The organism is Chitinispirillales bacterium ANBcel5 (genome assembly GCA_029688955.1).
GTDB classification, from domain to species: Bacteria; Fibrobacterota; Chitinivibrionia; order Chitinivibrionales; family Chitinispirillaceae; genus Cellulosispirillum; species Cellulosispirillum alkaliphilum.
On the sequence record JARUKZ010000013.1, the window covers coordinates 82615 to 108680 of the forward strand.

Here is a 26066-nt window from a genome sequence, read left to right on the forward strand (position 1 = left end):
CCGGGGTTAGTGAACTTAAATTGAGTTCTTACTTTGGGCTACTTTAAGGATTAATGAAATTTGGTCGGCACTTATTTGGTATCTGCGGGATATTTCCTGAGTATTGAGACCCTCATTTGCGGCCCTGAGCACCAAATCATTAAAAGGGATTGTGGTTGAGGAGTTATGGCGTGTTTGGGCAGGCCTTGATTGAGAAAGACGACTAATTTCATCTTTAACTGTTGAGGTGGGTTGAATCGATTCCTCAGGACTATCTTGTTTAGATGGGTGCTGCAGTGGTGTTTTCTTTTTCTCCGCACAAAGGGATGATGAATTATTTATAGTGCAATCTTTTGATGCGTGGGCTGGTTTAAACTTGGCTATATAGATTTTGCTTCTGTTTTTTCTTTTTCTTCGTTTTGAAGTTAAAACTGTGAACAATAGTATAAATACACATAGTGAGGCAAGCAAAGCGAGCGCAACGAGTATCCAATCAAAGAGCGTTACTGGTTTGGGCAAAAAGGCAAAATGATCTGGAGGTTGTTGATTGAAACTCTGAGGTGCATTGGCGCGTATGGATACTAAGGTATCTTTTATTAAGCTAACTCTGCTTTCAAGTTGTTCAATAGATTTCCCCTGGCGTTTTCTGTTTTGTATTTGCACCTGGAGTGAATCAAGCTTGTAACGCAACTGGTGACGAATTTCCGGCTCAGGGGTGGCTTTAGCCGATGAGAGAACAGAAATAACCATCAAAAGCAGCAAAAAATAAACTTTCAGCAGCTTTTCTGATTCAATGAAAGCAATTATATTAAGGTTTTTCATAACTTATAAAATAAGATATATTCTGGTTGTCGTTATCGGCAAATCCGGGTATTTAGAATAGAAATACAAAGGTACAACATTATATAATATAACTATGGTACACATGCTTGTGCATATATGGTGTTGCGATCGGTTGATGTCTGTTGTATATTTTTAAACAATTTACTATTGTAAAAGGCGGAAAAATATGGCCAGATATACAGTATTTGTACAAGATCAACCGCTTAATATATATGAACTTCAAGAGCCCGTTATAACCATCGGGCGATTGCCTGATAATACCATCCCTATTTCAAATATGGGGGTATCCAGACGCCATGTGAAAATTGAACAAGATGTTGATGGCAGCTATACGGCAAGAGATCTGGATTCTTTAAATGGTACCTCAGTGAATGGAAATAAAATAAAGAAGGTAACACTCAAGCATGGGGATAAAATCGAGATAGGAAATTATACGATTCTGTATGAGTGTTTCGAACAATCTGAGCCGGTTTCTGCCCGGCAGGAAGAGAACATTGCTACAAACCCGGAATCTTTTAATGATATTAAAAAAAGCAGATCCGGTGATACTGCCAGGCCTGGTTCAACAACAGAAATAAATTTCAGGCCAGTGCAGGATGCCGATAATGAGCAGGATAGTGCTGTTTTAATTGAAATCTCTAAACGTTTGGTTTATAAATTAGACCGGGATTTTATAACCGTTGGTTCTGATGACCACGATGACATTTTTGCCGATGGTTTTATGGTAAATAAAAACTTTGCTCAAATAGAGCTGCTTGTTGATGGAAGCTATATCTCAGTAAATAAGCGGATGGGAAAACTAAAAGTAAACGGAAAAACTAAAAAGTCCCATCTTTTAAAACATAAGGACCGTATAGAAATAGGAAATAACACTTTTCGATACATGGAAAATGGATAACTCTGATGAAATATGCCATCATTTCTGACATACATGCTAATCTTGAAGCTTTGGAAGCTGTTTTTGAAGATATAGATAAAAATGAAACTATTGATGATGTACTATGCCTTGGTGATATCGTTGGCTATGGTGCTAATCCAAATGAGTGTATTGAATTAATAAAGCAGCGATGCCCTGTTTCTATTCTTGGTAATCATGATGCTGCTGCCGTTGATTTACTTTCAACTCAGCATTTCAATATCCATGCAAAAATTGCAATAGAGTGGACCACTAAAGAATTAAAACCCAAAAACAAAGAGTATCTTACCACTCTACCTTCCAAAAAAATTCTTGACCCAATAACGTTGGTACATTCAACACCCTATGAACCAAATATGTGGTATTACATCACCTCACTTGAAGAGGCTGCTTTCAATTACCAATATTTCGATACCTCTGCCTGTTTTATTGGGCATACGCATATACCTGTTATTATTGTGTTAAATAAGGATGATGAAGTGTATGTTCATCAGGGATCAAATTACCAGGTTAGTGGTGCGGAAAGAGTACTAATCAATGTGGGAAGTGTCGGACAGCCAAGAGACAGAAACCCCAATTCAAGTTATGGGATCTTTGATACCGACACAATGGAATTTTCTTTCAGGCGAGTTACTTATGATATAGAAAAAACTCAGGCTAAAATGAGAAAAATTAAAATGCCGGAGTTTTTGGCCAATCGCCTTGTTGAAGGAAGATAGTTGCCTGATCTGATTTGACCTACGTTATGACTACTGGTTAATTTCCCTCTTTTAAAAAAAAGCACTCCAGCCTCTTAAAGAGGACTGGAGATACTCAGAAAAGATCAGTCGTTTCCTTTAAACAGTTTCGAGAATGTCATCTTTTTGTGCGTTATCTGCCTGTTCACGATTCTGGTACTCCTGAAGAGAACGAGCATTTACCACTTTGTTTTTACGCTCTGATATTCCGTTCACTGCCGCATGAGCTGCTGCCAGTGTGGTGATATAGGGAATTTTGTGTTTGACTGCGGCTTTACGGATATAGGAATCATCGTATTGACTGGTTTTACCTACCGGGGTATTGATAATCAACTGAATTTCACCATTGGTAATCATGTCCAGGATATTAGGTCTTCCTTCATGAAGCTTATTTACCTGCTGACTTTCAATACCCTTTGAGCTTAGGTGCAGATGAGTGCCCCGGGTAGCAACAATACCAAAACCCATTTCCAGAAACTTTTTGCCTAATACATCTATATCGGTTGACTCGGAACCGGAAACACTTATAAGTACTTTTCCCTCAATAGGAAGGGCCTGATTTGCGCCCTCCTGGGCTTTAAAGAAGGCAAGGCCGAATTGCTTGTCTATACCAAGGACTTCACCGGTAGAACGCATTTCGGGGCCAAGTACCGGGTCTACTTCCGGAAACATATGGAAAGGGAATACCGCTTCTTTTACTCCATAATGTTCAATGGGTTCCTTTTTAAGCTCCAGATCTTTGATCTTCTTACCCATCATAAGCTCAGTAGCAATTTTTGCCATATTGAGGTTACACACTTTGGAAACCAGTGGTACAGTACGGGAAGCCCTGGGGTTAGCTTCAATTACATATACTGTATCTCCAGCAATTGCATACTGCATATTCATCAGTCCTATGACTTTTAACTCTTTGGCGATACTTTTAGTGTACTCGCAAATCTTATCAATTAGTTCCGGTTTGATACTTACAGGTGGTATAACACATGCTGAATCCCCCGAGTGTATGCCAGCTTGTTCAATATGCTCCATAACAGATGGAACAAAAACATCTTCACCATCACAAAGAGCATCAGCTTCGGCTTCGATCGCATTTTCCAAGAACTTATCGATAAGTATGGGGCGTTCCGGGGTAACATCTACAGCTAAATCCATGTACTTTTTTAACATATCGTCATCATGTACAATTTCCATTCCACGACCCCCAAGCACATAAGAGGGTCTCACCATAACAGGATACCCTATAGATTCAGCAACCGAGAGTGCCTCTTCCTGAGAAACAGCCATACCCGAAGGAGGCATTGGGATGTTTAATCTTTTCATCATCTGGTCGAAGCGATCGCGGTCTTCTGCCAAATCTATTATATCCGGAGGAGTGCCAAGAATCTTAACCCCTGCTTCTGCCAATTCGTTTGCCAGGTTTAAGGGGGTCTGACCACCAAATTGTACAACGACTCCATCAGGCTTTTCTGCATTATATATGTTAAGAACATTTTCTAATGTCAGGGGCTCAAAGTAGAGTCGATCAGAGGTGTCGTAATCTGTTGAAACCGTTTCCGGATTACAGTTTACCATCACTGTTTCATAGCCTAAGTCTCTTAACGCAAAAGCAGCATGAACACAGCAGTAATCAAACTCTATGCCCTGCCCGATACGATTGGGACCGCCACCTAGAATCATGACTTTAGGTTTTTTAGATATCTCAAGTTGTTGTGAAGTGTTTGTTGATGAGTAGTAGTAGGAAGCAGGAGTTTCGACTCCACTTACATTCACACAATCCCATCCCCTGGCAATAGCAAGAGATGTACACTTCTCACGTACTGCATTTTCTGAGCTATTTGTCAGTTTAGCAAGATATCGGTCACTAAAACCCCACTCTTTGGCTTGAGTAAGCTGTTCTTTGGTTATGCTCTCCAGGGTTTTGCCTGAGAGAAAACTCTCTTCAAAGTCGACCAGCTCTTTCATCTCCTGAATAAACCACTGTTTCACCTTGGTGATAGCGTGTATTTGATCGATACTGGCACCATTTCTGAGCGCTTCATACATTATGAAGTGTCTTTCGCTTGAAGGCTCTTTTAGCATATTTAATAACTCTTCAACAGGCAGGGTATTGAAATTTTTGGCAAAACCAAGCCCGTATCTGCTATTTTCCAGTGATCGGATAGCTTTCTGGAAAGCTTCTTTGTAGGTTTTTCCAATACTCATAACTTCGCCAACAGCTTTCATCTGAGTGCCAAGTTTATCATGAGAACCTTTGAATTTTTCAAAAGCCCAGCGAGCGAATTTTACCACGATATAATCACCGGAAGGTTCGTACTGGTCAAGAGTTACACCTTTCCAATATGGGATTTCATCCAGGGTTAAACCCACAGCCAGTTTGGCTGAGATTAGTGCAATTGGAAACCCGGTTGCCTTGGAAGCAAGAGCAGAGGAGCGTGAAGTGCGCGGATTTATCTCAATCACCGTAATACGATCTGTTACAGGATCATGGGCAAACTGTACATTCGTTCCCCCTATGACCTTCACCGATTCAACAATGTCATAGGCGTGCTTTTGCAGTCGTTTCTGGAGTTGGTCGCTAACAGTAAGCATTGGTGCAGTGCAAAATGAATCACCGGTATGGGTTCCCATAGGATCGACATTTTCAATGAAACAAACAGTGATCATTTTACCTTTTGAATCTCTTACAATCTCCAGTTCAAGCTCTTCCCAGCCAAGGACAGACTCTTCGATAAGCACCTGATTAATCATGCTGGCTGCGAGTCCGCGCCCGGCAACTGTTTTGAGTTCTTCTACATTGTAGACCAGTCCGCCACCGGTTCCCCCCATGGTATATGCTGGTCTGACAACTACAGGATAGCCAAGCTCACCTGCAACACGCAATGCCTCATCAACACTGTAAACTGCTTCGCTTTTTGGCATGTCAATCCCAAGATTCTCCATCATCTCCTTAAAGATGATTCGATCCTCACCTCTTTGAATGGCTTCAACATCTACTCCTATAATTTTAACACCATACTTTTTTAGTACCCCCTCATTTTCCAGCTGAAGCGAGAGGTTGAGACCGCTTTGCCCACCAAGATTAGGCAAAAGTGCGTCAGGGCGTTCTTTAGCGATTATTCGTTCGAGAGATTCAATGTTAAGTGGCTCAATATAGGTTGCATCAGCTATTGTGGGGTCGGTCATAATGGTCGCCGGATTTGAATTAACCAGCACAATTTCATAACCAAGAGATCTAAGGGCCTTACAGGCCTGGGTGCCAGAATAGTCAAACTCACAAGCCTGGCCAATAATTATCGGTCCTGAACCAATAATAAGAACTTTTTTTATGTCTTTACGCTTGGGCATGATTTAATACCGCCTTTCCAGCCTTTGAAGTAGTTTTATTATTACACGTCTTATTTCCATTTTCACATCCGGTCCAACAGTAGGTGCAGAGATTTTCTGCAGGGATGTTTATAGCCTCAATCATGTCGTCAAGACGCTGATATTTAAGGCTTGTTAAATTCATCTTTTTTCGAATTGTTTCTATCATCAAATGGTGGCGATCGGACTTTTCATCGGTATAATCTTCAATACGGTCTACCTTGCCACCTTCGATCTCTGTGATCACTTTTCTTGTTATAAACTCCATCTCAGATTTGGAGCGTGAGAAATTAAGGTACTTACATCCAAAAAGAATAGGAGGACAGGCCAGTCGCATATGGATTTCTTTGGCATTGTAATTATAGATGCGCTGTAATGTATCCTTTAGTTGAGTTCCTCTAACAATCGAATCATCACAGAACAGGATCGATTTGTTGCTTGTGAGTCGTTTTATAGGAATCAGTTTCATCTTGGCAACCAATTCACGCACAGACTGATTCTGAGGCATAAAGCTACGGGCCCATGTTGGAGTATATTTTACAAAGGGTCTGCTATAGGGGATTCGTGCTTTTTGGGCATATCCAAGGGCGTGTGCAATACCTGAATCAGGTATTCCGGCAGCAAAATCAACATCGATATTATCTCTTTGGGCAAGTGCTGCACCACAACGGTATCTTGAGTGCTCTACGTTTATCCCTTCATAGTCTGATGCTGGATAGCCATAGTAGATCCACAAGAAAGAACACATTTGCATCTGATTGCCGGGTTTAACTTTTTGCTCAACACCATCAGGAGAGATAAAGACCACTTCACCTGGTCCAAGCTCATAATATTCTTCATAGCCAAGATTTGAAAAGGCGCAGCTTTCCATGGTTACTGCGTACCCGTTCTCACCTTTTCCGATCATAACAGGGGTACGGCCAAGCTTGTCTCTTGCTGCATAAATTCCCTTTTGAGTGAGAATAAGCATCGATGAGGAGCCTTCAATAAGATTGTGGGCGTTTACAATTCCCTCTTCAAAACTTTCCTGCTGATTAATGAGCATAGCGGTAAGCTCAGTAGGATTCAATTCATTGCCGCTCATTTCTGAAAAATGAACGAATCTCCTGTCGAAAGCTTTTTGGGCAAGGAGGGAAAGATTGTGAACATGGCCAACAGTAATAATACCATACGTACCAAGGTGTGATCCAATGATCAAGGGCTGATCTTCATAGTCACTAATAACGCCTATACCATATTTTCCACTAAGCTTGGAGAGGTCGCTGTCAAATTTACTTCTGAACTGAGCGTTGGATATATCATGGATCACTCTTGAATGTTGTTCCCCATCGCAAACAACAAGCCCGGCCCTGCGGGTGCCGAGGTGGCTGTGATAATCAGTTCCGTAGAAAAGGTGCGTTATACATTCTTCCTCTGTTTCTGAAATAACTCCGAAAAAACCGCTCATTAAAAAATCTCCCTGATTGTTTAGCTTATAAACAGCAATTTAGTGGAAAAGTTAGGGTCACTGGTAAGGTTTACACCTATTTTTCTCAAACCTGCCTCATCACCCGGGGTAGGAATATGGGTCATGTGCACTTCACAGTTTCTTAACTCTTTGAGTTTTGTGAGTGCCATTTCAGCCGCCGGGTTAGAGATAGCACTTATACCAAGGGCTATCAATGTTTCGTCAAGATCAAGACTGACCTTTTTACCTTCAAGTATATATTTTTTTAATCTTGCAAGTGATTCTGTTATATTAGGTGGCAAAAGATGCATCTCTTCGGGAATGCCAGCAATGTGTTTTGTGGCGTTTAATACCAGGCTTGAAGCCGCATGCATCAGCGGGGAGTTCGACCCTGTTATTATTGTGCCGTCCATAAGCTCTATTGCCGCGCCACAATAGATCCCCTCATTCCCTTTTCCCTTATGCTTTGCCTCGACAGCAGCTTCTCGTGCCGGAAGCACAACAGAGCGCTGTTCTATCTCTGCGCCCAAGTCGCTAAGTATTAGTTCTATTCTCTGCTGTGTTTCTATTTCTACAAGACCAATCGCGTATTCACAAGCACTTCTAAAATACCTTCTGATAATCTCCTGTTTTGCAGCTTCTCTTACTACCGAATCATCGGTTATTCCAAAAGCTACCCTGTTTACACCCATATCAGTTGGAGAGCGATAGATGGATGGTTTACCTGTAATGCGCTCAATGATTCGTTTCAGGAGCGGAAATGCTTCAGTGTCTCTGTTATAATTAACCGCAACATTTCCGTATGCTTCAAGGTGGAAATGATCGATCAGGTTTACATCTTTAAGGTCGGCGGTCGCGCTTTCGTAGGCAACATTTACTTCATGCTTCAGCGAGAGATTCCATACTGGAAATGTTTCAAACTTTGCGTAACCGCTTTCTATACCACGCTTATGGTCATGATACAACTGAGAGAGGCATGTAGCAAGTTTCCCGCTTCCAGGTCCCGGGCCTGTTACCACAACAATCGGTTTTGTCGTTTCTATATAGGCATTTGACCCATACCCTTCCTGGCTCACGATGGTTTCAACATCTCCAGGGTAACCTTTTGTGAATCCATGGGTGAAGACTTTTACACCACGTCTCTCAAGTTTGCTTTTAAATGCCTTTGCAGCAGCTTGTTTCTCGTATCGGGTGATAACTATCGCTGCTACGTTTATATCCCATTCACTAAGATCATCGATAAGCTTGAGTGCGTCAGAATCGTACGTGATGCCAAAATCGGCTCTGATCTTTTTCCGTTCGATGTCTCCAGCATAAATACATAGTATAACCTCAGCATTGTCTTTTAGCTTCTGCAACAGACGCATTTTAACATTGGGGTCAAAACCAGGAAGAACTCTGGCAGCATGGTAATCGTAGAGAAGTTTACCGCCAAATTCAAGATAAAGCTTGTTTTGAAACAAGCTTACACGTTCTTTAATTGCGTTTAGTTGTTGTTCAAGATACTTTTCGTTGTCAAATCCAACAGGGTGTGGCATTGAGAAAATGATTCCTTCTCTGAAAAAAGTGATAACTGCTGCCAATCAACTCCACATTAACCGTCTGCTCTCAACAAACCTTTTACTATCAACTCGTGAACCGCTACCCGATTCATCATAGCGCTGCAGAGATTTAACGGAAAATCCGGTGCGCTCAAGTGAATCAATCCCACTTATCGCAGCCTGTGCACCCTCCAGAGTCGTTATGTAGGGAATGCCCTGGCTAATAGCAGCACTGCGGATAGGTTTGGAATCTATTTGGGATTTTCTTCCAGCGGGAACATTAATTATAAAATCGACATCCCCGCCCTTTATAAGATCCACAATATCTGGTTTCCCTTCACCGATTTTTGGAATCATCTTGGCATTTATCCCATTGGAACTTAATACACGCCACGTTCCTTCAGAAGCATAGATTTTAAACCCCATGGCTGCAACACTTTTCACCATAAATATGATGTTTCGTCGCATACTGTTTTTTACACTGATAAATACCGATCCACGTCTTGGAAGCTTATTGCCAGCAGCTTCCTGGCTTTTGGCAAACGCGAGGCCAAAATCCTTATCAAGCCCCATAACTTCACCGGTTGATTTCATTTCGGGACCTAAAATAATATCAGCACCTCTGAACTTATTAAAAGGCAGTACCGATTCTTTTACTGCATAATAGTCGATCTGCTTTTCCTGTGCTTCTTCGATTTGGGATAGCTTCTGGCCACCCATCACCTTTGCCGCTATTTTGGCCCAGGGCACACCAACTGCCTTTGATACAAAGGGTACGGTTCGTGATGCGCGGGGGTTTACTTCAAGCACATACACCAAATCCTCTTTTACTGCAAACTGAATATTGAGCAGGCCAATAACTTTAAGCTCTGTTGCAATCTCAACGGTGATACGACGAATTTCAGAAATGATTCTGGGAGAAAGAGTGTGGGGGGGCAGAACACAGGCGCTGTCCCCGGAATGGATACCGGCTTCTTCAATATGCTCCATAATTCCGCAGATCATTGTACTCTTGCTATCACTGATTGCATCCACATCCACCTCAATGGCATCACCGATGAATTTATCTATTAAAACCGGTCTGTTTTCTCCAACAGTCTGTGCCTCAACGATAAAGGATTTTAACTCTTGGTGATCATATACAATCTTCATAGCTCTTCCGCCAAGCACATAAGAGGGACGTAGCAGCACCGGATATCCTATAGATTCTGCAATGCTGAGTGCTTCTTTAGTGGATTGTGCTATGCCGTTTGGTGGCTGGGATACATCTATTTTTCTAAGTAAAGCTGCGAATTCATCTCTGTCCTCTGCACGTTGTATCGACTCAACACTTGTTCCGATAATCGGAGCACCTGCCTGCATCAGTTTTAAAGCAAGATTAAGCGGAGTTTGGCCGCCAAACTGAATGATCACCCCTGAAGGTTTCTCTTTATCGATGATGTTCATCACATCTTCAAATGTCAGGGGCTCAAAATAGAGTTTATCACTTGTATCATAATCGGTACTGACTGTTTCGGGGTTGGAATTGACCATTATCGACTCTATTCCAAGCTCTTTTAAGGCAAATGATGCCTGACAACAACAGTAGTCAAACTCGATACCCTGACCGATACGATTGGGACCACCACCCAGAATCACAATTTTTTTGTTATCGGTGGCTACACTCTCATCTTCCCATTCGTACGTAGAGTAGTAATAGGGGGTATACGCTTTAAATTCAGCTGCACAGGTATCTACAAGTTTATAGGTGGGGATAATACCAAGCTCTTTTCTCAGCGCTCGTACCTGCAACTCTTCAACCTTAAGCAGATCCGCTAACTGTGCATCGGAAAACCCAAGCTTTTTGGCTTTTCTGATGATTTCATGTTTTTTGTTGGTTGTTGCATTAAGAAGTTCAGGGGTGATTTTGGCTTCAAAATCAACAATATCTTTCATATTGTGGATAAACCAGGGATCGATCCCGGTGGCATCGGCAATTTTTTCGACTGAAATTTGTGAATCGAGAGCCTTACGGATTAAAAACAGCCGGTCGGCTCTGGGTAATGTGAGCCGCTCAAGCAGTTGCTCAGTTTCACCCTCTTTTGCAGCTTCAAACCCCTTTTTGCCCATTTCAAGTCCACGCAATCCCTTTTGCAGCGCTTCTTTAAATGTGCGTCCTATAGCCATGGTTTCACCAACTGATTTCATCTGTATACCAAGAGTAGGGTCGGCCTCAGGAAACTTTTCAAAAGTAAAACGTGGTATCTTAATCACGCAGTAATCAATCGCAGGTTCAAATGATGCCGGTGTTTCCCGTGTTATATCATTGGGAATTTCATCAAGAGTATAGCCAATGGCCAGTTTAGTGGCAAATTTCGCAATAGGAAACCCCGTTGCTTTACTTGCCAGGGCCGAGCTGCGGCTTACACGCGGGTTCATCTCAATGACCACCATGCGCCCGCTTTGAGGGTTTACAGCAAACTGCACATTGGAACCACCAGTTTCAACTCCGATTTCCCGGATAATAGCAATCGCTGCATCACGCATCTGCTGGTATTGACGATCCGTTAAGGTCTGAGCGGGTGCAACGGTAATACTGTCGCCTGTGTGGATGCCCATGGGGTCAAGGTTCTCAATTGAGCAGATTATAACTACATTATCTGCTTTGTCACGCATAATCTCGACTTCGTACTCTTTCCAGCCAATAATCGACTCTTCAATCAGTATCTCATTAACGCGGCTGCTGTGAAGGCCATACTGTGCGGCACGTTCAAAGTCGCTCTCATCGTGAACTATTCCTCCACCAGTTCCGCCCATAGTAAAACTTGGCCTGATGATTAGGGGAAAACCGATTTCATTAGCAATCTCCCATGCTTCATCAAGATTATAGGCAAAAGCGCTTTTTGGCAGATCAAGCCCCAGGGATGCAATGGCAGCTTTAAACTCACTTCTGTCCTCAGCCTTTTTAATCGCCTTTTCATTAGCCCCGATAAGTTCGACATTATATCGTCTCAGAACACCATTTTCAGACAGTTCCATCGCAGTATTGAGACCGGTTTGTCCTCCTAAAGTAGGCAAAATCGCATCAGGACGCTCTGCGGCGATAATTTTTTCCACTATTTCGGGAGTTATTGGCTCAATATAGGTTTTATCGGCTATTTGTGGATCGGTCATGATCGTGGCTGGATTAGAGTTTACCAAAATAACCTCAAACCCCTCCTCTTTGAGCGCCTTACAGGCCTGGGTTCCGGAGTAATCAAACTCACAGGCTTGCCCGATTATTATCGGCCCGCTGCCTATAATAAGAATCTTTTGTATATCTTCTCTCTTAGGCATACTACCCCTTGCTTGTCCAGGTGAACTGGACATGTGTATGGTTGTATTTTGGGTATATGATGTTCACTTTAATGTTGCACCTGTTTTTGTTTGGTTTCTGCATGTTTCTGTTCTTCCATCATAGTGATAAAATCTTCAAAGAGATATCCTGAATCGTGTGGTCCGGGTGATGCTTCCGGATGGTACTGGACGCTAAAGAGCTTTTTTTGGGGCCACGTTAATCCTTCACAGGTTTGATCATTTAGATTTGTGTGGGACAATGTGGCTCCGCTACTGCTGAGGCTTTGGGTATCAACACAGAACCCATGATTTTGAGACGTTATCTCCACAACACCGTTACCGTTATTTTTAACAGGGTGGTTAGAGCCCCGGTGTCCGAATTTGAGCTTATAGGTTGTGCCCCCAAGAGCAAGGGAGAGCAATTGATGGCCAAGACAAATACCAAACAGAGGACGTTTTCCAATCAACTCTTTGATAGTATCGATTGCATAGGTTACCGCAGATGGATCTCCGGGACCGTTGGATAGAAAAATTCCATCCGGATTGTAGGAAAGAATCTCCTCTGCGCTTGTATGGGCAGGCACCACTTTGACCTGGCAGCCCAGCTTTGAAAGTATACGAAGGATGTTATATTTAACTCCAAAATCGAGAGCAACCACTGAGTATTTCTTCTCTCCCACCTCAGTGCTATCCCAGGAGTAGGCTTTGGAGCAGGTGACCTCTTTCACCAAATCTGTACCTTTAAGTCCCTTCCAGGCTTTTGCTTTTTCAACCAGTTTTTCCTTACTGATCTCACTATCACAGGAGCATATAACAGCTTTAAGAGCTCCCTTCTCACGAATGTGTCGTGTGAGGGCACGGGTATCGATATCTTCTATTCCTATTACATTATTCTCACGCAGATACTCTGAAAGCGACTTTTGTGAGGTAAAATTAGAGGGATAGCTGCACGCTTCTTTTACTACAAAGCCGCTGACCTGAATCTTTGATGACTCGATATCATCTTCGTTTATTCCGTAATTGCCGATAAGGGGATTTGTCATGGTGACAATTTGAGAGGAGTAGGAGGGGTCGGTGAGTACTTCCTGATAGCCGCTGAGGCTGGTATTAAAGACAACTTCACCAACTGCTTCTCCGGCTGCTCCAAAAGATTCACCCTCAAAAACGGTTCCGTCTTCCAGTGCTATATAGCCTTTCAAGAATACCTCGCTTTAAAATGTAAGCAGAAACTGATCTCTTTCAAATCTCCCTTATTACGGGAGAAAGGCTTAGAAAATGTTTATACCAAAAAAAAAAGATACCCTCCCCAGTACTTTTGAGGAGGGTATCTTTTATGTTGTATGAAAACCATGTAATATCTGCTCGAAATCTGGTGATAAACTCTTACCACCTTGCTAAAAACCCCGATGCCCAGAACAAAATAATGTTTTGAAACAAGCATGGTCAATGGAGAAAATAGAGATTATTAAATCAGTGATCCCCAAGAGGGGTGAATATGGATTTTTGTCCTGCCCCTTCTTTCACCTGATCGTTCTCTTTTGGTTGCAAGTGCCGCAAACTATCCATTGATTCGACATGCTTTGCTCTGAAGGTGGTTTGTTATATTTTAACTGTTTGGTTTAACCAAAAATGGCTCAATTGAGCATCTATCCACCCTATATTTTTTTTTAAAAAAGTTAGATTCATAAAACTGCATACAAGAGAATTCTGTTTAGAAACTCTCTTATATCGGGAGGTAAGCTGGATTGTTGGAGCAGATTAGGTCTTGTTTAAACAAGGCTGTAGAAGAGAAAGTGTTTCCGGGTTGTGTGCTTGCAGTTGAGGTGTCGGGTAAGCAGCATTTGATTTGTGCGGGTAACTATACCTACCAATCAGATTCACCTGAAATGACTGCTGATTCTGTATTTGACTGCGCTTCCATCACCAAAGCAATTCCTACAAGCTCTCTTGCCCTGAAGATGGTTGATCAGGGACTCATCAGTTTAGATGAGCAGATGATTAAATTCATTCCGGAGTACAGGGGTAACTATAGAGATCAGATAACCATTGCCCACCTGCTCACTCAGACACTTAACTCGGATCTGAGGCTTTCTGCCCTAAAGAACTCCACTGCGCAGCAGATTTTAGATGCGATATTCTCTCAGCATCTGAAAACACCACCGGGTAAGAGTTTCTGTTACACAAATTCCACCAGTATTCTTTTGGGGATTGTGGTGGAGCGTGTGTGGGGTAAGGGGTTGCATGAGCTGGCAGCTGAACAGTTTTTTGAGCCTCTTGAGATGAAAAACACTACCTTTTTCCCCGAGAAGCTAAAAAAAGAACGGATCGTTCCCACTGAAATAGATCCCTGGAGGGGCAGGGTGATTCAGGGTGAGATACATGATGAGAGCGCATGGATACTTCGTTCTCTTTTCACTGCCGGCTCTGCAGGCCTTTTCTCTACTGCTCCGGATCTTCTAAAATTCTGTAAGATGCTTTTAAATGGCGGAAATTATGGAACTAAGCATTTCTTTTCCCATGAGATGGTTGGCAAAATGCATATTGATCAGTTGCCTCATATTGATGGCATAGCAACTGGCCTTGGCTGGGAGCTTGATCAAGAGTACATGGGTTCGCTCAGGAGCAGAAATACCATTGGAAAGACCGGATTTACCGGAACAGTTGTGATCTGTGACACCACAAAACAGTGTGCTTTGGTGTTGCTGTCAAATTATACCTGGCCAAAGCGAAAAGCTGACCGTAGTAAGATACACAGTATCAGAAGCCAAATCGCTGATTATGTATTCAAAATGGCATAGTAGATGCATCTGCTAGTGCATTCATTAATAGTGTTATCAATACAAAACTGTTTAAATAAAAAAAATATATAATACCTTTACCCTGAGAAGGTTTGAAAGGAGAACTGTTGTGAAGGATTTAAACTTTTCCAAGACCATAGTGTGCATTGGTGCCGGATATGTCGGTGGACCAACTATGGCCGTTATTGCTGCAAAGTGTCCCCAGTATAAGGTTATAGTGGTTGATATTAGCGCGGCGAGAATAAATGCCTGGAATTCAGAAAAACTTCCTATCTATGAACCTGGACTGTATGAAACCGTAAAAGAGGCCAGGGGGCAGAACCTCTTCTTTTCCACCGATATTGACGGTGCCATCGAAGAGGGTGACATCATATTTGTCTCGGTTAACACTCCTACCAAAACATTCGGTGAAGGGGCTGGTAAGGCTGCTGACCTTCAGTACTGGGAAAAAACAGCTCGTAACATCGTAAAGGTCGCTACCAGCGATAAAATCATTATAGAAAAGAGTACCTTGCCGGTTAGAACCGCTCAGGCCATGAGCAGAATTTTAAATGCAAATACCAAAGGTGTACACTTTGAAGTCCTGTCAAATCCGGAGTTTTTGGCTGAAGGAACCGCAATCGCTGATCTGGAAAACCCTGACAGGGTTCTTATTGGATCCCAAACTACTGAACAGGGGCTTAAAGCTCGTGAAGAGGTTGTTGAAATCTATGCCAACTGGATACCAAGAGAGAAAATTCTTACCAGCAATGTGTGGAGCTCAGAGCTTTCTAAACTGGTGGCAAACGCCTTTTTGGCTCAGAGAATTTCATCAATAAACAGTATCTCTGCGCTGTGTGAAAAAACTGAAGCGGATGTTACTGAGGTGTCCAACGCAATCGGTATGGATTCACGTATCGGTGCCAAGTTTTTAAACCCCAGTGTAGGTTTTGGAGGCTCGTGCTTCAAAAAAGATATTCTTAACCTGGTTTATATCGCTCAAAGCTATGGGCTCAAAGAGGTCGCCGATTACTGGGAAAGTGTCGTAGCGATGAATGATTACCAAAAGCGTCGGTTTGTGCGGAACATGACCAGAGTCATGTTTAATACCGTTGCAGGGAAAAGGATTGCCCTTTTTGGGTTTGCGTTTAAGGCTGATACCGGAGATACACGCGAATCGCCTTCAATTGATATTGCAAAACAACTCATTGATGAGTGTGCACAGGTGGTGATAACAGACCCTCAGGCACTTGAAAACGCACGTGTAGATCTTGCTGATCATATCGATAATGTCGAATTTATCGATGATCCTTATGAAGCAGCTAAAGGAGCTCATGCCATAGCGGTGATGACTGAATGGGATGAGTACCGGAATCTGGATTACCAACAGATCTTTTCTGTAATGGAACAGCCTGCATTCATTTTCGATGGTCGCAATATCCTCGATCACGGCAAACTGCATGAAATTGGCTTTAATGTATTTCCAATCGGCCAGCCAGCACTGAAACATTATTAAAAACAATCCTTCCCGGCGCTTTTTGAGTGCCGGGAAGCCCTACCCGAAGTTCCCGTTTAACTCCTCTAAAGTTGTATGTATCCGCTCTGCCACCTCTTTGATCTGTGCTTCATCTCTGTAGGGATGTCGAGGCCAGAAAAACCCTTTAAGACCATCCCCCTTCTTTCTGGGGACAATATGTACATGTAGGTGAGGAACACTTTGGCTCACCTTGTTGTTGATGGCGATAAATGTACCCTCAGCACCCATCGCTTTCTCTACTGCAACGGATAGCGTTTTAATACGCATCAAAAAATCGGGTGCCCAGGGATGGATAAGTTCTTCGATACCCGTTATGTGTTGCCGGGGGATTAAAAGCACATGACCCCAAAAGAGCGGCCGGTTGTCGAGAAATGCCAGTGAGTAGTCGTTTTGCATTACAGTATAGCTGTGGGTTTTCTGTGAGATTATAGAACAGAATTTGCACCTTTGGGGGCTTGCGGTCATAGCGACCTCTCTTATAATTGTCTACAAATAGCACTCTTTGAAGCTATTTCTATTTTCCCTGCAATCTTTTCTCCAGTCCAAGAGCAGCGATCATCTTATCGTCAGCATCCAGCCCGGCTCCAGGAGTGGTAAGATATCCTCCCGATACATAGCCGTTTGCTCCTGCAAAGAAGATCATGCTCTGCAACGGACCAAGATTAACCTCTCTGCCACCACATACTTTTATCGTTTTTTGGGGCATAGCAAGGCGAAACAGGGATACAATCTTAAGAAGCTCAAGGGGAGATTCCTCAGGAGAGCGCAAACGTGTCCCAGGTACTGCGTTTAGGAAATTTATCGGAACAGTATCCACATCAAGCCCTTTAAGTTCCCGGCAAAACTCTACTCTCTGCTCCCATGATTCTCCCATACCAAAGATTCCGCCACAGCAAACCGAAAGTCCGTTCTCTTTGGCTCTTTTAACCGTATCCACCCTTTCCTGATAAGTGTGAGTGGTTACTATCTGAGGGAAAAATGAACGACTGGTTTCGAGGTTGTGGTTGTAACATACCACCCCTGCATCACGCAACATGGCAAACTCCTCCTTGGTGAGAAGGCCAAGAGATGCATGTTTCTCTCCTTTGCATGAAGAAAGAGCGTGGCAAATTGTTTGAAGCTCTTTTGGATTTAGCTTTTTTCCGCTGGATACAACACAGAAGGGAAAACCTTTTGCAAATGAATCCTCACACCCTCTTTTTATCTCTTCGGGGTCAGTGAGGTCTTTAACACTAACCGAGCTGCTGTTGTGTGCCGATTGTGTACAGAATGCACAATCTTCAGAGCAGTTGCCCGATTTTATATTCATCAGTGTGCAGGGATCGACTTCTGTACTGCAATACTCGCTTCTAACAAGATCTGCAGCTGCAAAAAGAGGCATGACCCTGTCTACAGGCCAGTTGGCAATGGTTAGATAATCTGAGTCGCCAAGTTTGCCGGCAACCGATTTATGAAAAAGCTCATCTGCTGTTTTAAGATAATCCATACTTAAGAACCTTTATTGGCAATGATTTGTGAAATGTGCCGCTCTTTTGAGTTAAAGAAAGCGTGTGGTCCGTCAAACAACTCAAGATCCCCGCCGATCTTGTCTGCAAACATTGCTGCAGCTTCTGCCGGAATGATTAAATCATCTCTGCCATGCATAAGAACCGGCGTGGTACAGAGGGGTGTCAGTGGGCGCAGGTCAATATGTTTCAGGAACTGAAGGCCGCAGAGAAGTTGGTGTGTGCTGTACCCGGTATAATCTATGGCGCCGGTTGTCAGCCCGCATCGTTTATGAAAATTACCAAGCGTACTATCTTTGTCCCGTTGCACAGAAGAGATCATACTGTCGAGAAGTTTGGGCCGTACACCAGGTTTAAAGTCATCTTTGCGGCAAAAACAAGGGGTGGGGGAGAGCAGAATCAGTTCAGCAGGGTTTATATGAAAACCGGCACCCCATGCAATCATTGCACCGGTCGACCAGCCCGCAAGACGTATGGAACCTTCACCGGCGAGCTCCCGTATCTTTGCGGCCGCGATCTCACTCCAGTTTTCAACCGGTGTTTCGTTGTTAATCAGATCCGGCATTACCTTGTTTATGTCTAAAAAAAGTGAATCGTCGCCAAAAAGGGGTTTGAGTATATCGGGGCCTACTCCCCATCCACCAAGTACAACATAATTATTCATTGTGTTTTTTCCATTCTGTTATCAGGTGTAAAACTTTGCCGATCTCATCACTGGTGATTCCACAGTGAAGTGACATGCGGATTCTCTCGGTGCCCACGGGAACAGTTGGGGTACGAATCGCAGGTGCAAAGACACCATTATCCCTGAGGTATGCCGATAAAGAGAGGGCCTTCTCAGAGGAGTTGGTGACCAGGGGGATGATTTGTGTTGATGAGTTCATGGTGTCAAAACCATTGCTTTTTAACATCGAACGAAACTTTTTTGCTTCAGAGCGTAGTTCTTTTCCCAGCGCAGGATTCTTTCTGATAAACCGTATAGCACACAGATCATACGCAAGTACCGATTGCGGCAGGCCAGTGGAATAGATAAGGCTTCTGGCATTATTTACAAAAAAATCTCTGAGCTGAGCCGGACCCGCAAAGAATCCCCCGAGTCCACCTACTGCTTTGCTTAGAGTACCCATGCGGATATGAACCCCATCTTCGGTACCGCTCTCTTCAACCAGTCCGCTTGCGGTTTTACCGAAAATCCCTGTTGCGTGTGCTTCATCCACCATCACCGCCGCGCCGTACTCTTTTGCAAGCTGGCATATATCAGCCAGAGGAGCAGTGTCGCCATCCATACTGAAAACCGTATCGGTAACAATTAGCTTTTCCGCCCCGGTAGAAGCTTTGAGTCGCTCTTTTAGATCGTTCATGTCGTTATGTTTATAGCGCTGCATACGTGCACCGGAAAGAATGCAGCCATCAAGTATAGAGGCGTGGTTGAGCCGGTCGCAGAAGATGGCACTATTTCTTGAACAGAGCGCGGCTATCAAACCGGTATTGGCCGCGTATCCTGAATTAAAGAGCAGTGCGGATTCACATCCTTTCCACTCCGCGATCTCATTTTCGACAGTGTCATAGAGTGGTGAGCTCTGTGAAAGCAAACGTGAAGAAAGATTACCGGAGTAGATACCTTTTGTAAGATTATGAGCTTCCCGCTGTAACCTTTTGTCGTTGTGAAGTGCCAGATAGCTGTTGGTAGAAAGATCTATCCCCTCAACACTTCGCTTTTGAGGTATTACCCTAAAAAGTGAAGCATCACGGCGTTTTCGCGAATCGGTGATAGTCTTATCAAGAATTGCAGGAATCATCAAGCACTTCCTTTATGGATTTACGGGTGCCGGAGAGCATGGTGAAAATCTGTTCTTCTGTTATGTTGTAGGGCAACATAAAATAGAGTACATTACCAAGAGGCCGGATTATCAAACCATGATTAAGCGCCTTACGTGCAACCTTAAAGGTAAAACGTTCTTCCGGAGCATGTTTTTCCTTTGTTTTACGATCTTTTACAATCTCAAGAGCACCAACGGTACCGAGTACTCTTATGTCACCTACACACTCAAGATCCGAAAACTTCATCATCTCTTTATGAAAGTAACCGGTGATCTTTTCAAGCGACCGGGGAATATCATACTGTGCAATCAGATCAAGAGTTGCCACTGACGCAGCAGATGCTACAGGGTTGCCGGTGAACGTATGGCCATGCTGAAACGTTCTTTCTGAACGATAATCACTGCAAAATTCTTTGTAGATACTCTCTTTTACAATTGTTGCAGACAGAGGTAAAAAGCCCGCCGTAAGGCCTTTTGAAAGACACATCATATCAGGAACGTGCTCAGCATGATCGCAGGCAAACAGTTTCCCCGTTCTTCCAAGCCCCATAGCGACTTCATCTGCAATGGTGAGGACATCATAGCGGCGGCAAAGTGAAAAGATCCTTTTTAACACCTTAGATGGGTATACCCGCATCCCCACAGCACCCTGAACCATTGGTTCAAAAAGACAGGCTGCTATTTCATCCCCCTGCTCTTTCAAGATAGTTTCAAGCGAATCCATGCACTCTGCATTGCAGGTAGACGCATCCTTGCCAACCGGGCATCGGTAGCAATAGGGAGCATCGGTATAAAGATGTTTTTTAAACGTCTCCTGAAACACCGAATGGTAAACAGGTATCGCTCCCACTGACGCGGCGCCAAGAGTATCGCCGTGGTATCCACCATCAAGAGAAACAAACTTCGTACGGTTTTCTGATCTGATATAGTGGTACTGAAGAGCAATTTTCATCGCCACTTCAACAGAGGTTGAGCCGTTGTCAGAGTAAAATATCCTGTCCAAACCCGTGGGCAAAATTGCCCCTAACTTACGGCTAAGCTCAAGAGTTGTGGTAGAGATGCACCCTGCCATGTGGACATGTTCCAGATCATCAAGCTGTTTCTTTATGGCATCCTTTATGTACTTGTTATTGTGACCAAATATACTGACCCACCATGAACCGATTCCATCGATATATTTATTTCCATCCTTATCATAGAGGTAGATCCCTTCACCGTTTTTTATGACAAGAGGCGGGTAATCAATAAAGTCCTGATAGGAAGTAAAGGGCATCCATAAGTTATCATATCCTTCCATCGATCTCATTGCAGAACTCCTTAACTGATTCACTTACCTGAGCCCCAAAAGGCAGCTCAAGAACCGGACTGGGAATAAGAAACTGTTCGATCATCTTTAAATTGTCGCTGTATATAAAATCTTTACACTTCTTTTCGGGGTTGTTTACAACCGCTCCACTTACTGCCACTCCTGCACTCTTTAGCGAATCCACAGAAAGCCTGGTATGATTAAGCGTTCCAAGCTTCCCTGATGTAACAAGAAGAGCGGGGCTGGTAAAACGCTTTATCAGTTCGAGCATAAAATAGTTCTCGGTTAAAGGAACCATAACTCCGCCCGCACCTTCAATTATAGTAATATCTGCTTTGCGCGATATGGCATCCAGACACTTTTTCAGATGATCGGCACATATAGACACACCTTTCATCTGTGCTGCAAGATGGGGAGAGCAGGCGGGTTCGAAGCGATAGGGAACATGCACTTCATAGGGTAGAACCATCTCCGCATCACCCTTAAAAACAAAGTCTGCATCAGGGGCGCGCAAATCACCTGAACCGTTTTGGTAACATCCCGTTTGTACCGGTTTCATGTAGGAAACCTTCTGCCCAAGTGAAGCGAAGGTGTCGGCCAGAACACGTGCCACGTATGTTTTGCCTATATCGGTATCGGTACCGGTAATAAAGAGTATTTTTTTCTTCATCTGTTTGCCTTTATAATCTTGCCTGTTGCCGCGTTGTAGGTGACAGGTATCCCTTTTTCTGTTCCGAAAGCGGCTTCATACTCTTTGCACAGAGCGATAAGTTGCTTTCGTTTAAGCAGAGGGCCTCCTGTTGCTGCTGCACCAATTGAACTTATACTTTTAAGAGCATCAAAGGCGCTTGAATAGTACATTGTGGTAGTGTACTCATCAATTATCACCGAAGAGCTGTCAAACCCTGACTCACCAAGCAATCTGCACACGCTGTCCACTGAAGGGTATGAGGCCGAAAGGGGAAGATCATGGTTTTGACGTATGGTGTAAATTTCTTTAAACGAACCATCTAAGAAAAAGGAGAATAAAAGTGTACCGTTTTGTTTAAGGATGCGGGCACTTTCTGTAAGCAGCGTAGCGGGGGAGTGAGCCCACTGAAGCATCGAAGCCATCACCGCACCATCAAACCTACCTTGCTTAAGGGGAAGGTGTTCTCCGTCTGCCCGCAGAGCACGAATCCGGGAGGCAGGAAACTCCTCTTTTAGCAGTTTTAGTGGCTCGTTTGCAAGATCAAGGCAAAGCAGACTACAGTGTTTGGGTATAGATTCCATGCACTGTAACAGTGTTCCCGGGCCGCTTCCAATATCAGCCCATAATTGATCCTTTTGCATCACCGCGTTTAGATTGGTGCAGATTCGTTGCACTAAGTGCGTCTGGACCGTAGCGCAGGAGCTGTATGTTGCAGCCTTAAGACTGAAACTTTGTGCAATTCGCTTTTTATCTATCTGCAAAATACTCATTAACTACTTTCAAATCACCTGAACGCCACTGTTTTAAAAAAGCTAAAATACTTCATCCCTGAAAAAAACAACAATTCTTATATCCCTTAATCAGTCTCTGAGCACCATTTTTGAAAAAATCGGGGTAATTGAGTGAACAGGTCTTAAAAAAGTATTCATTCAGGGGGACATATCTGCTATATTTATAGACTAAGAACTAAATTTTTGTAAAAAGATAATCAATATGGTTGGCTAAAATGGTGAAAAACTTCATCAGGTGCTCTGTTCTGCTCTTTATCGTAGTTTTTAACCCCCTGGCTTCTGAAGACTTCCAACGGTTCAACGTTGCATTTGAGCTGCTTATTAATCAGGAATATCAGCGCTCCAGTGGGGAGCTCATGAGGCTTTTAGAGGATGACCCCAGCGATTTTGATGCACTCTATTTCTCTGTAGCTGTTGAGCAGACACGCATTCTGGACTACGATTCCTACAACCTTGAGAGCGCACGATTTGTGCAGTATGCAGACAGTGTACGGACTTCATTGGAAAATACGCTTGGTAATCTCACCGGAAGTGACTCGGTCAGGTGCGCCTTTTATATCGCCAACATCACCGGCGGAATTGGGATTATTCAGGCAAAGGCCGGACGATGGTTCGATGCCGTCAGAAATGCAATATCCTCGGTGAATACCCTGAGGGATCTTACTGATAAAGATCCAACCTTAGCTGAGGCAAAACTTGGGATCGGGGTGTTTGATTACTACCTCAGTAACAGTTTAAGATGGGTTCCTTTCACCGAAAACCGGGCAAAACGCGGTATTAAGGCAGTACGTGATGCACTGAATGCTCCTTCTCCCTTTGATTTAGCCGCAAAAAACTCCCTGTGCTGGATACTTATCGATGAAGAGGAGTTTGCGGAAGCCGATTCTCTGGCTCAGAGTGTACTCGATCTGGCTCCCGAAAACACGATATTCCTTAAGATTCGGGCACTGATTGCCCTGTGGACCGGTAGATACAGCAGAGCCGAAAAGTTAGCCTTGCAGCTTATCGATGCCTCTGATTCCAAAACCCCCGTTAACTGGTCTGATCTGGTCACCGGCTACTATATTTTAATTAACTGCCATCAACATAATGGCAGGGAAGCTGAATTGGTCAGGGATGCCGACAAGATCCTGGGTCGTACGATCCCACCGGAATTTAAAGACGTCTCTCACATCGAAAGTCATCTGAAACACATAAGAGATACATCCCGAATCTTCAGGGTTAATTAGGTTATGAAAAAAGAAGTATTGCTGTTCTCCTTTATGGTTGTTGTTTGCTGCACTGGTTTTGCCCAGTCCTATAATCCCCACATCCGTATGAATCCATCCATTGAGCGTTTTCTCTACAGGATGCAAACCCGTTATGGGTTTGATCCCGGGGACATTGGAACTCAGCCTCTTAGCGTACAGCGGGTGTTAGAGACGCTGGATTCCCTGGAGCACAATGTATCACTGACCTCAAGAGAGCGTTTTGATCTTCAAAGATTGCGAAAAAGCATTGGTGCTGAAAGAGGGATCTATGCCTATACCCATGATGACGGGGAGCTTAATCTCAATGCCGGGCTTAACCTGATCGGTGATATGGATGGCTCGCTTAACAGTGATGCTGCAGGGGGCAGAGGTATCATAAATCCCTACTTCACCGGAAATATTGGGGCGCTTTCCTTTTTCGCGGAAATTGATGTTTGGACTGAGTACCGCTCAGATACACTCTTTAACCCCAGCAGCTATCAGCCCTATGATGGCGTTCCCTACAATCTCTACGGAAGAAATACCGAAGAGAGTAACTTGCGCTCATCGGATCTTCCACGAGGAGGGATTAGTTACTCGCAGGGAAGAATCGATCTGGGGCTTTCGATCGATTACCTTAAGTGGGGGCCTGCGCTTCATTATCCTGTAACGCTTTCGGGGCAGACACCGCCGGTTACTGCTTTCAGGGCAGATCTGGATCTGGAGATTCTTCAGTATCAACATTTAGCGGGATTGCTTCAGAGCCAGAGAGATAAGAGAAAGTATATCTACGCTCACCGGCTCTCGGGCAGATGGAGAAATGTTCAGTTTGGGATAAATGAGGTGATAATTGGTGGCAGCACAACCGATCGCCAGCCTCCCGAAGATCCACACAACTCACTGCGCCATGAATATTACGGAGAGGAACGAACGCTTGAAATCGTCTATCTTATCCCTTTTGTGCCAAAGGTTTTTATTGAACATTATATTGGTGACAGGGATAATGCGGCGATCTCCCTTGATTTAAACATCACTCTTCCGGCAAACCTTCGACTCTACGGAGAGTTTCATATCGATGATATCCTCTCACCCTGGGAAATTTTCTCCGATGACTGGGGGAATAAGTGGGCGCTTACCTGGGGGCTAAACTGGGAGGGTGAGCTGTATGAGCGCGATGTTTCCGCGGGGTTTGAATACTCACGGGTAGAGCCCTGGGTGTACACCCATTTTTACGGGGGCAGTCACCGGTTTACAAACTTTGGACAGCCGCTGGGAAATCAGCTTGGGCCCAATTCAAGGGCGGTGCTTGCCTGGGCAGATATGGCTATATCACACCGAAACCGGGTAGGGATAAGGATTAACAGTGAAGAGCGTAATCCATCCGCGCGCGGTGGATCTGTGGAGCATGTGTTTCAGGATGAATATCCCAGAAGAGGAACGCCCGACAGTGAAACCAAGCAGTTTCTTGGTCCCGGAACAGTTCATCACCTCAGGCCAGGAATTTACTGGCAGTTTGATCAGTTTGGACCTTTTAGGGTTGATGCGCTGTATGAGCTTGATGTGATGGAGGACAGGGGGCGTTCTACGTTGCACCTTTATGGTGGGTTTTATTTTTGATTGCTGGAGGGGGCTTCTTTCATCATCGACTACCCCAGAGAGATAGCGGAAAAGAATCTCAAAGTACTCAGTCTTTGTTTTTATGTCCCTGAATTTTAACAGTAAAAAAAATAAGCCATTAAGTTTATCCTACAGCTCAGGAGACCTGGAAGACTTCAGTATCAGAAAGTTCACCCTAAGCAGTATCTCGCCCCTGATCTCTTCATCGGGAATGTTAATGCATTTAAAGTATCCCGGAGGTTCTTATCAACTGCTCTTTTTATTTACCCTTAGTTCCTTAATCTTCTCATTGTCCAACGCTGTTATCTTTTCAATCTGCTCATCACTCATTCCCATTGCAATCATTTTTTCTGCTGTTTGAATTTTTTCTTCAACTTTGCCTTTGATTTGACCTTCGGCTACCCCTTCGGCCTTACCCTCAAGCTTCCCTTCAGCCTTACCATCCAGAAACCATTTCTCAGCTATTGTAGGCATTGTCACTCCTCCAATCTGTGCAATTTCATTGAATTCTTGATTTAAGTGTTCGGTATCTTTCGATGCAGAGAGTCAAGGAGTGTGACTCACATAAAAAAAATACTGCCAGGCACTTTGAAAGGATACACCTTTAAGATAATCACAGATTAGAAAAACTTGGATCTGTTACATCTCATCA

Annotated in this window: 20 protein-coding genes; 6 read left to right on the forward strand and 14 right to left on the reverse strand. The window is 43.8% G+C overall.

The window, feature by feature from the left end; genetic code table 11:
• Positions 1–15: 15 nt before the first annotated feature.
• Positions 16–801, reverse strand: a complete 786-nt coding sequence (locus tag QA601_09145; protein ID MDG5815242.1) for a hypothetical protein — start codon at positions 799–801, stop codon at positions 16–18.
• Between the two features lie 187 nt (positions 802–988).
• Here QA601_09145 and QA601_09150 point away from each other — a divergent pair, with 187 nt between their 5' ends.
• Positions 989–1720 (forward strand): FHA domain-containing protein, encoded by a 732-nt coding sequence (locus tag QA601_09150; protein MDG5815243.1) that lies wholly within the window; start codon positions 989–991, stop codon positions 1718–1720.
• Between the two features lie 5 nt (positions 1721–1725).
• On the forward strand, positions 1726–2457 hold the full coding sequence (locus tag QA601_09155) for a metallophosphoesterase family protein (GenBank protein MDG5815244.1): 732 nt from the start codon (positions 1726–1728) through the stop codon (positions 2455–2457).
• A gap of 117 nt (positions 2458–2574) precedes the next feature.
• On the opposite strand, the gene carB (QA601_09160) is transcribed toward QA601_09155, so the two are convergent.
• The 5 genes from carB (QA601_09160) to carA all read right to left on the reverse strand — a co-directional run bounded on the left by carB (QA601_09160) (position 2575) and on the right by carA (position 13340).
• Positions 2575–5820, reverse strand: a complete 3246-nt coding sequence (carB, locus tag QA601_09160) for a carbamoyl-phosphate synthase large subunit (protein MDG5815245.1) — start codon at positions 5818–5820, stop codon at positions 2575–2577.
• On the reverse strand, positions 5807–7285 hold the full coding sequence (locus tag QA601_09165) for an amidophosphoribosyltransferase (GenBank protein MDG5815246.1): 1479 nt from the start codon (positions 7283–7285) through the stop codon (positions 5807–5809). Before QA601_09165 ends, carB (QA601_09160) begins: the two co-directional genes overlap by 14 nt.
• A 20-nt stretch (positions 7286–7305) precedes the next feature.
• Positions 7306–8823, reverse strand: coding sequence for a DUF1846 domain-containing protein (locus tag QA601_09170; protein MDG5815247.1), 1518 nt, complete (start codon positions 8821–8823; stop codon positions 7306–7308).
• A gap of 45 nt (positions 8824–8868) precedes the next feature.
• Positions 8869–12141, reverse strand: a complete 3273-nt coding sequence (carB, locus tag QA601_09175; GenBank protein MDG5815248.1) for a carbamoyl-phosphate synthase large subunit — start codon at positions 12139–12141, stop codon at positions 8869–8871.
• Positions 12142–12209: 68 nt separating this feature from the next.
• Positions 12210–13340, reverse strand: coding sequence for a glutamine-hydrolyzing carbamoyl-phosphate synthase small subunit (gene carA, locus QA601_09180; GenBank protein MDG5815249.1), 1131 nt, complete (start codon positions 13338–13340; stop codon positions 12210–12212).
• A gap of 546 nt (positions 13341–13886) precedes the next feature.
• Here carA and QA601_09185 point away from each other — a divergent pair.
• Positions 13887–14939, forward strand: a complete 1053-nt coding sequence (locus tag QA601_09185; protein ID MDG5815250.1) for a serine hydrolase — start codon at positions 13887–13889, stop codon at positions 14937–14939.
• Between the two features lie 109 nt (positions 14940–15048).
• Complete coding sequence (locus tag QA601_09190) at positions 15049–16434, forward strand: UDP-glucose 6-dehydrogenase (GenBank protein MDG5815251.1); 1386 nt, start codon at positions 15049–15051, stop codon at positions 16432–16434.
• A 39-nt stretch (positions 16435–16473) separates the two neighbouring features.
• On the opposite strand, the gene QA601_09195 is transcribed toward QA601_09190, so the two are convergent.
• From QA601_09195 to QA601_09225, 7 genes are read right to left on the reverse strand one after another with little or no spacing between them, the layout of a single operon-like run.
• Positions 16474–16920: an HIT family protein gene (locus tag QA601_09195; GenBank protein ID MDG5815252.1), complete on the reverse strand. Its 447-nt coding sequence runs from the start codon at positions 16918–16920 to the stop codon at positions 16474–16476.
• Between the two features lie 49 nt (positions 16921–16969).
• On the reverse strand, positions 16970–17941 hold the full coding sequence (bioB, locus tag QA601_09200) for a biotin synthase BioB (GenBank protein ID MDG5815253.1): 972 nt from the start codon (positions 17939–17941) through the stop codon (positions 16970–16972).
• A 2-nt stretch (positions 17942–17943) separates the two neighbouring features.
• Complete coding sequence (locus QA601_09205) at positions 17944–18624, reverse strand: alpha/beta hydrolase (GenBank protein MDG5815254.1); 681 nt, start codon at positions 18622–18624, stop codon at positions 17944–17946.
• On the reverse strand, positions 18617–19759 hold the full coding sequence (locus tag QA601_09210) for an 8-amino-7-oxononanoate synthase (GenBank protein MDG5815255.1): 1143 nt from the start codon (positions 19757–19759) through the stop codon (positions 18617–18619). Before QA601_09210 ends, QA601_09205 begins: the two co-directional genes overlap by 8 nt.
• Entirely contained in the window at positions 19740–21086 is a 1347-nt protein-coding gene (gene bioA / locus QA601_09215) for an adenosylmethionine--8-amino-7-oxononanoate transaminase (protein ID MDG5815256.1), read from the reverse strand. The genes QA601_09210 and bioA overlap by 20 nt, the downstream gene beginning before the upstream one ends.
• Positions 21064–21756, reverse strand: coding sequence for a dethiobiotin synthase (gene bioD / locus QA601_09220; GenBank protein ID MDG5815257.1), 693 nt, complete (start codon positions 21754–21756; stop codon positions 21064–21066). Before bioD ends, bioA begins: the two co-directional genes overlap by 23 nt.
• Positions 21753–22547, reverse strand: a complete 795-nt coding sequence (locus tag QA601_09225; GenBank protein ID MDG5815258.1) for a methyltransferase domain-containing protein — start codon at positions 22545–22547, stop codon at positions 21753–21755. Before QA601_09225 ends, bioD begins: the two co-directional genes overlap by 4 nt.
• Positions 22548–22783: 236 nt before the next feature.
• Between QA601_09225 and QA601_09230 the strand changes: the two genes are divergently transcribed.
• The gene (locus QA601_09230; GenBank protein MDG5815259.1) at positions 22784–23797 is read left to right on the forward strand and encodes a hypothetical protein; all 1014 of its coding nucleotides are present in this window, start codon (positions 22784–22786) and stop codon (positions 23795–23797) included.
• 3 nt (positions 23798–23800) lie between these two features.
• Complete coding sequence (locus QA601_09235; GenBank protein MDG5815260.1) at positions 23801–25414, forward strand: hypothetical protein; 1614 nt, start codon at positions 23801–23803, stop codon at positions 25412–25414.
• Positions 25415–25660: 246 nt separating this feature from the next.
• Here the strand turns inward: QA601_09235 and QA601_09240 are convergent, their stop codons facing one another.
• On the reverse strand, positions 25661–25888 hold the full coding sequence (locus tag QA601_09240) for a hypothetical protein (GenBank protein MDG5815261.1): 228 nt from the start codon (positions 25886–25888) through the stop codon (positions 25661–25663).
• Positions 25889–26066: the final 178 nt, after the last annotated feature.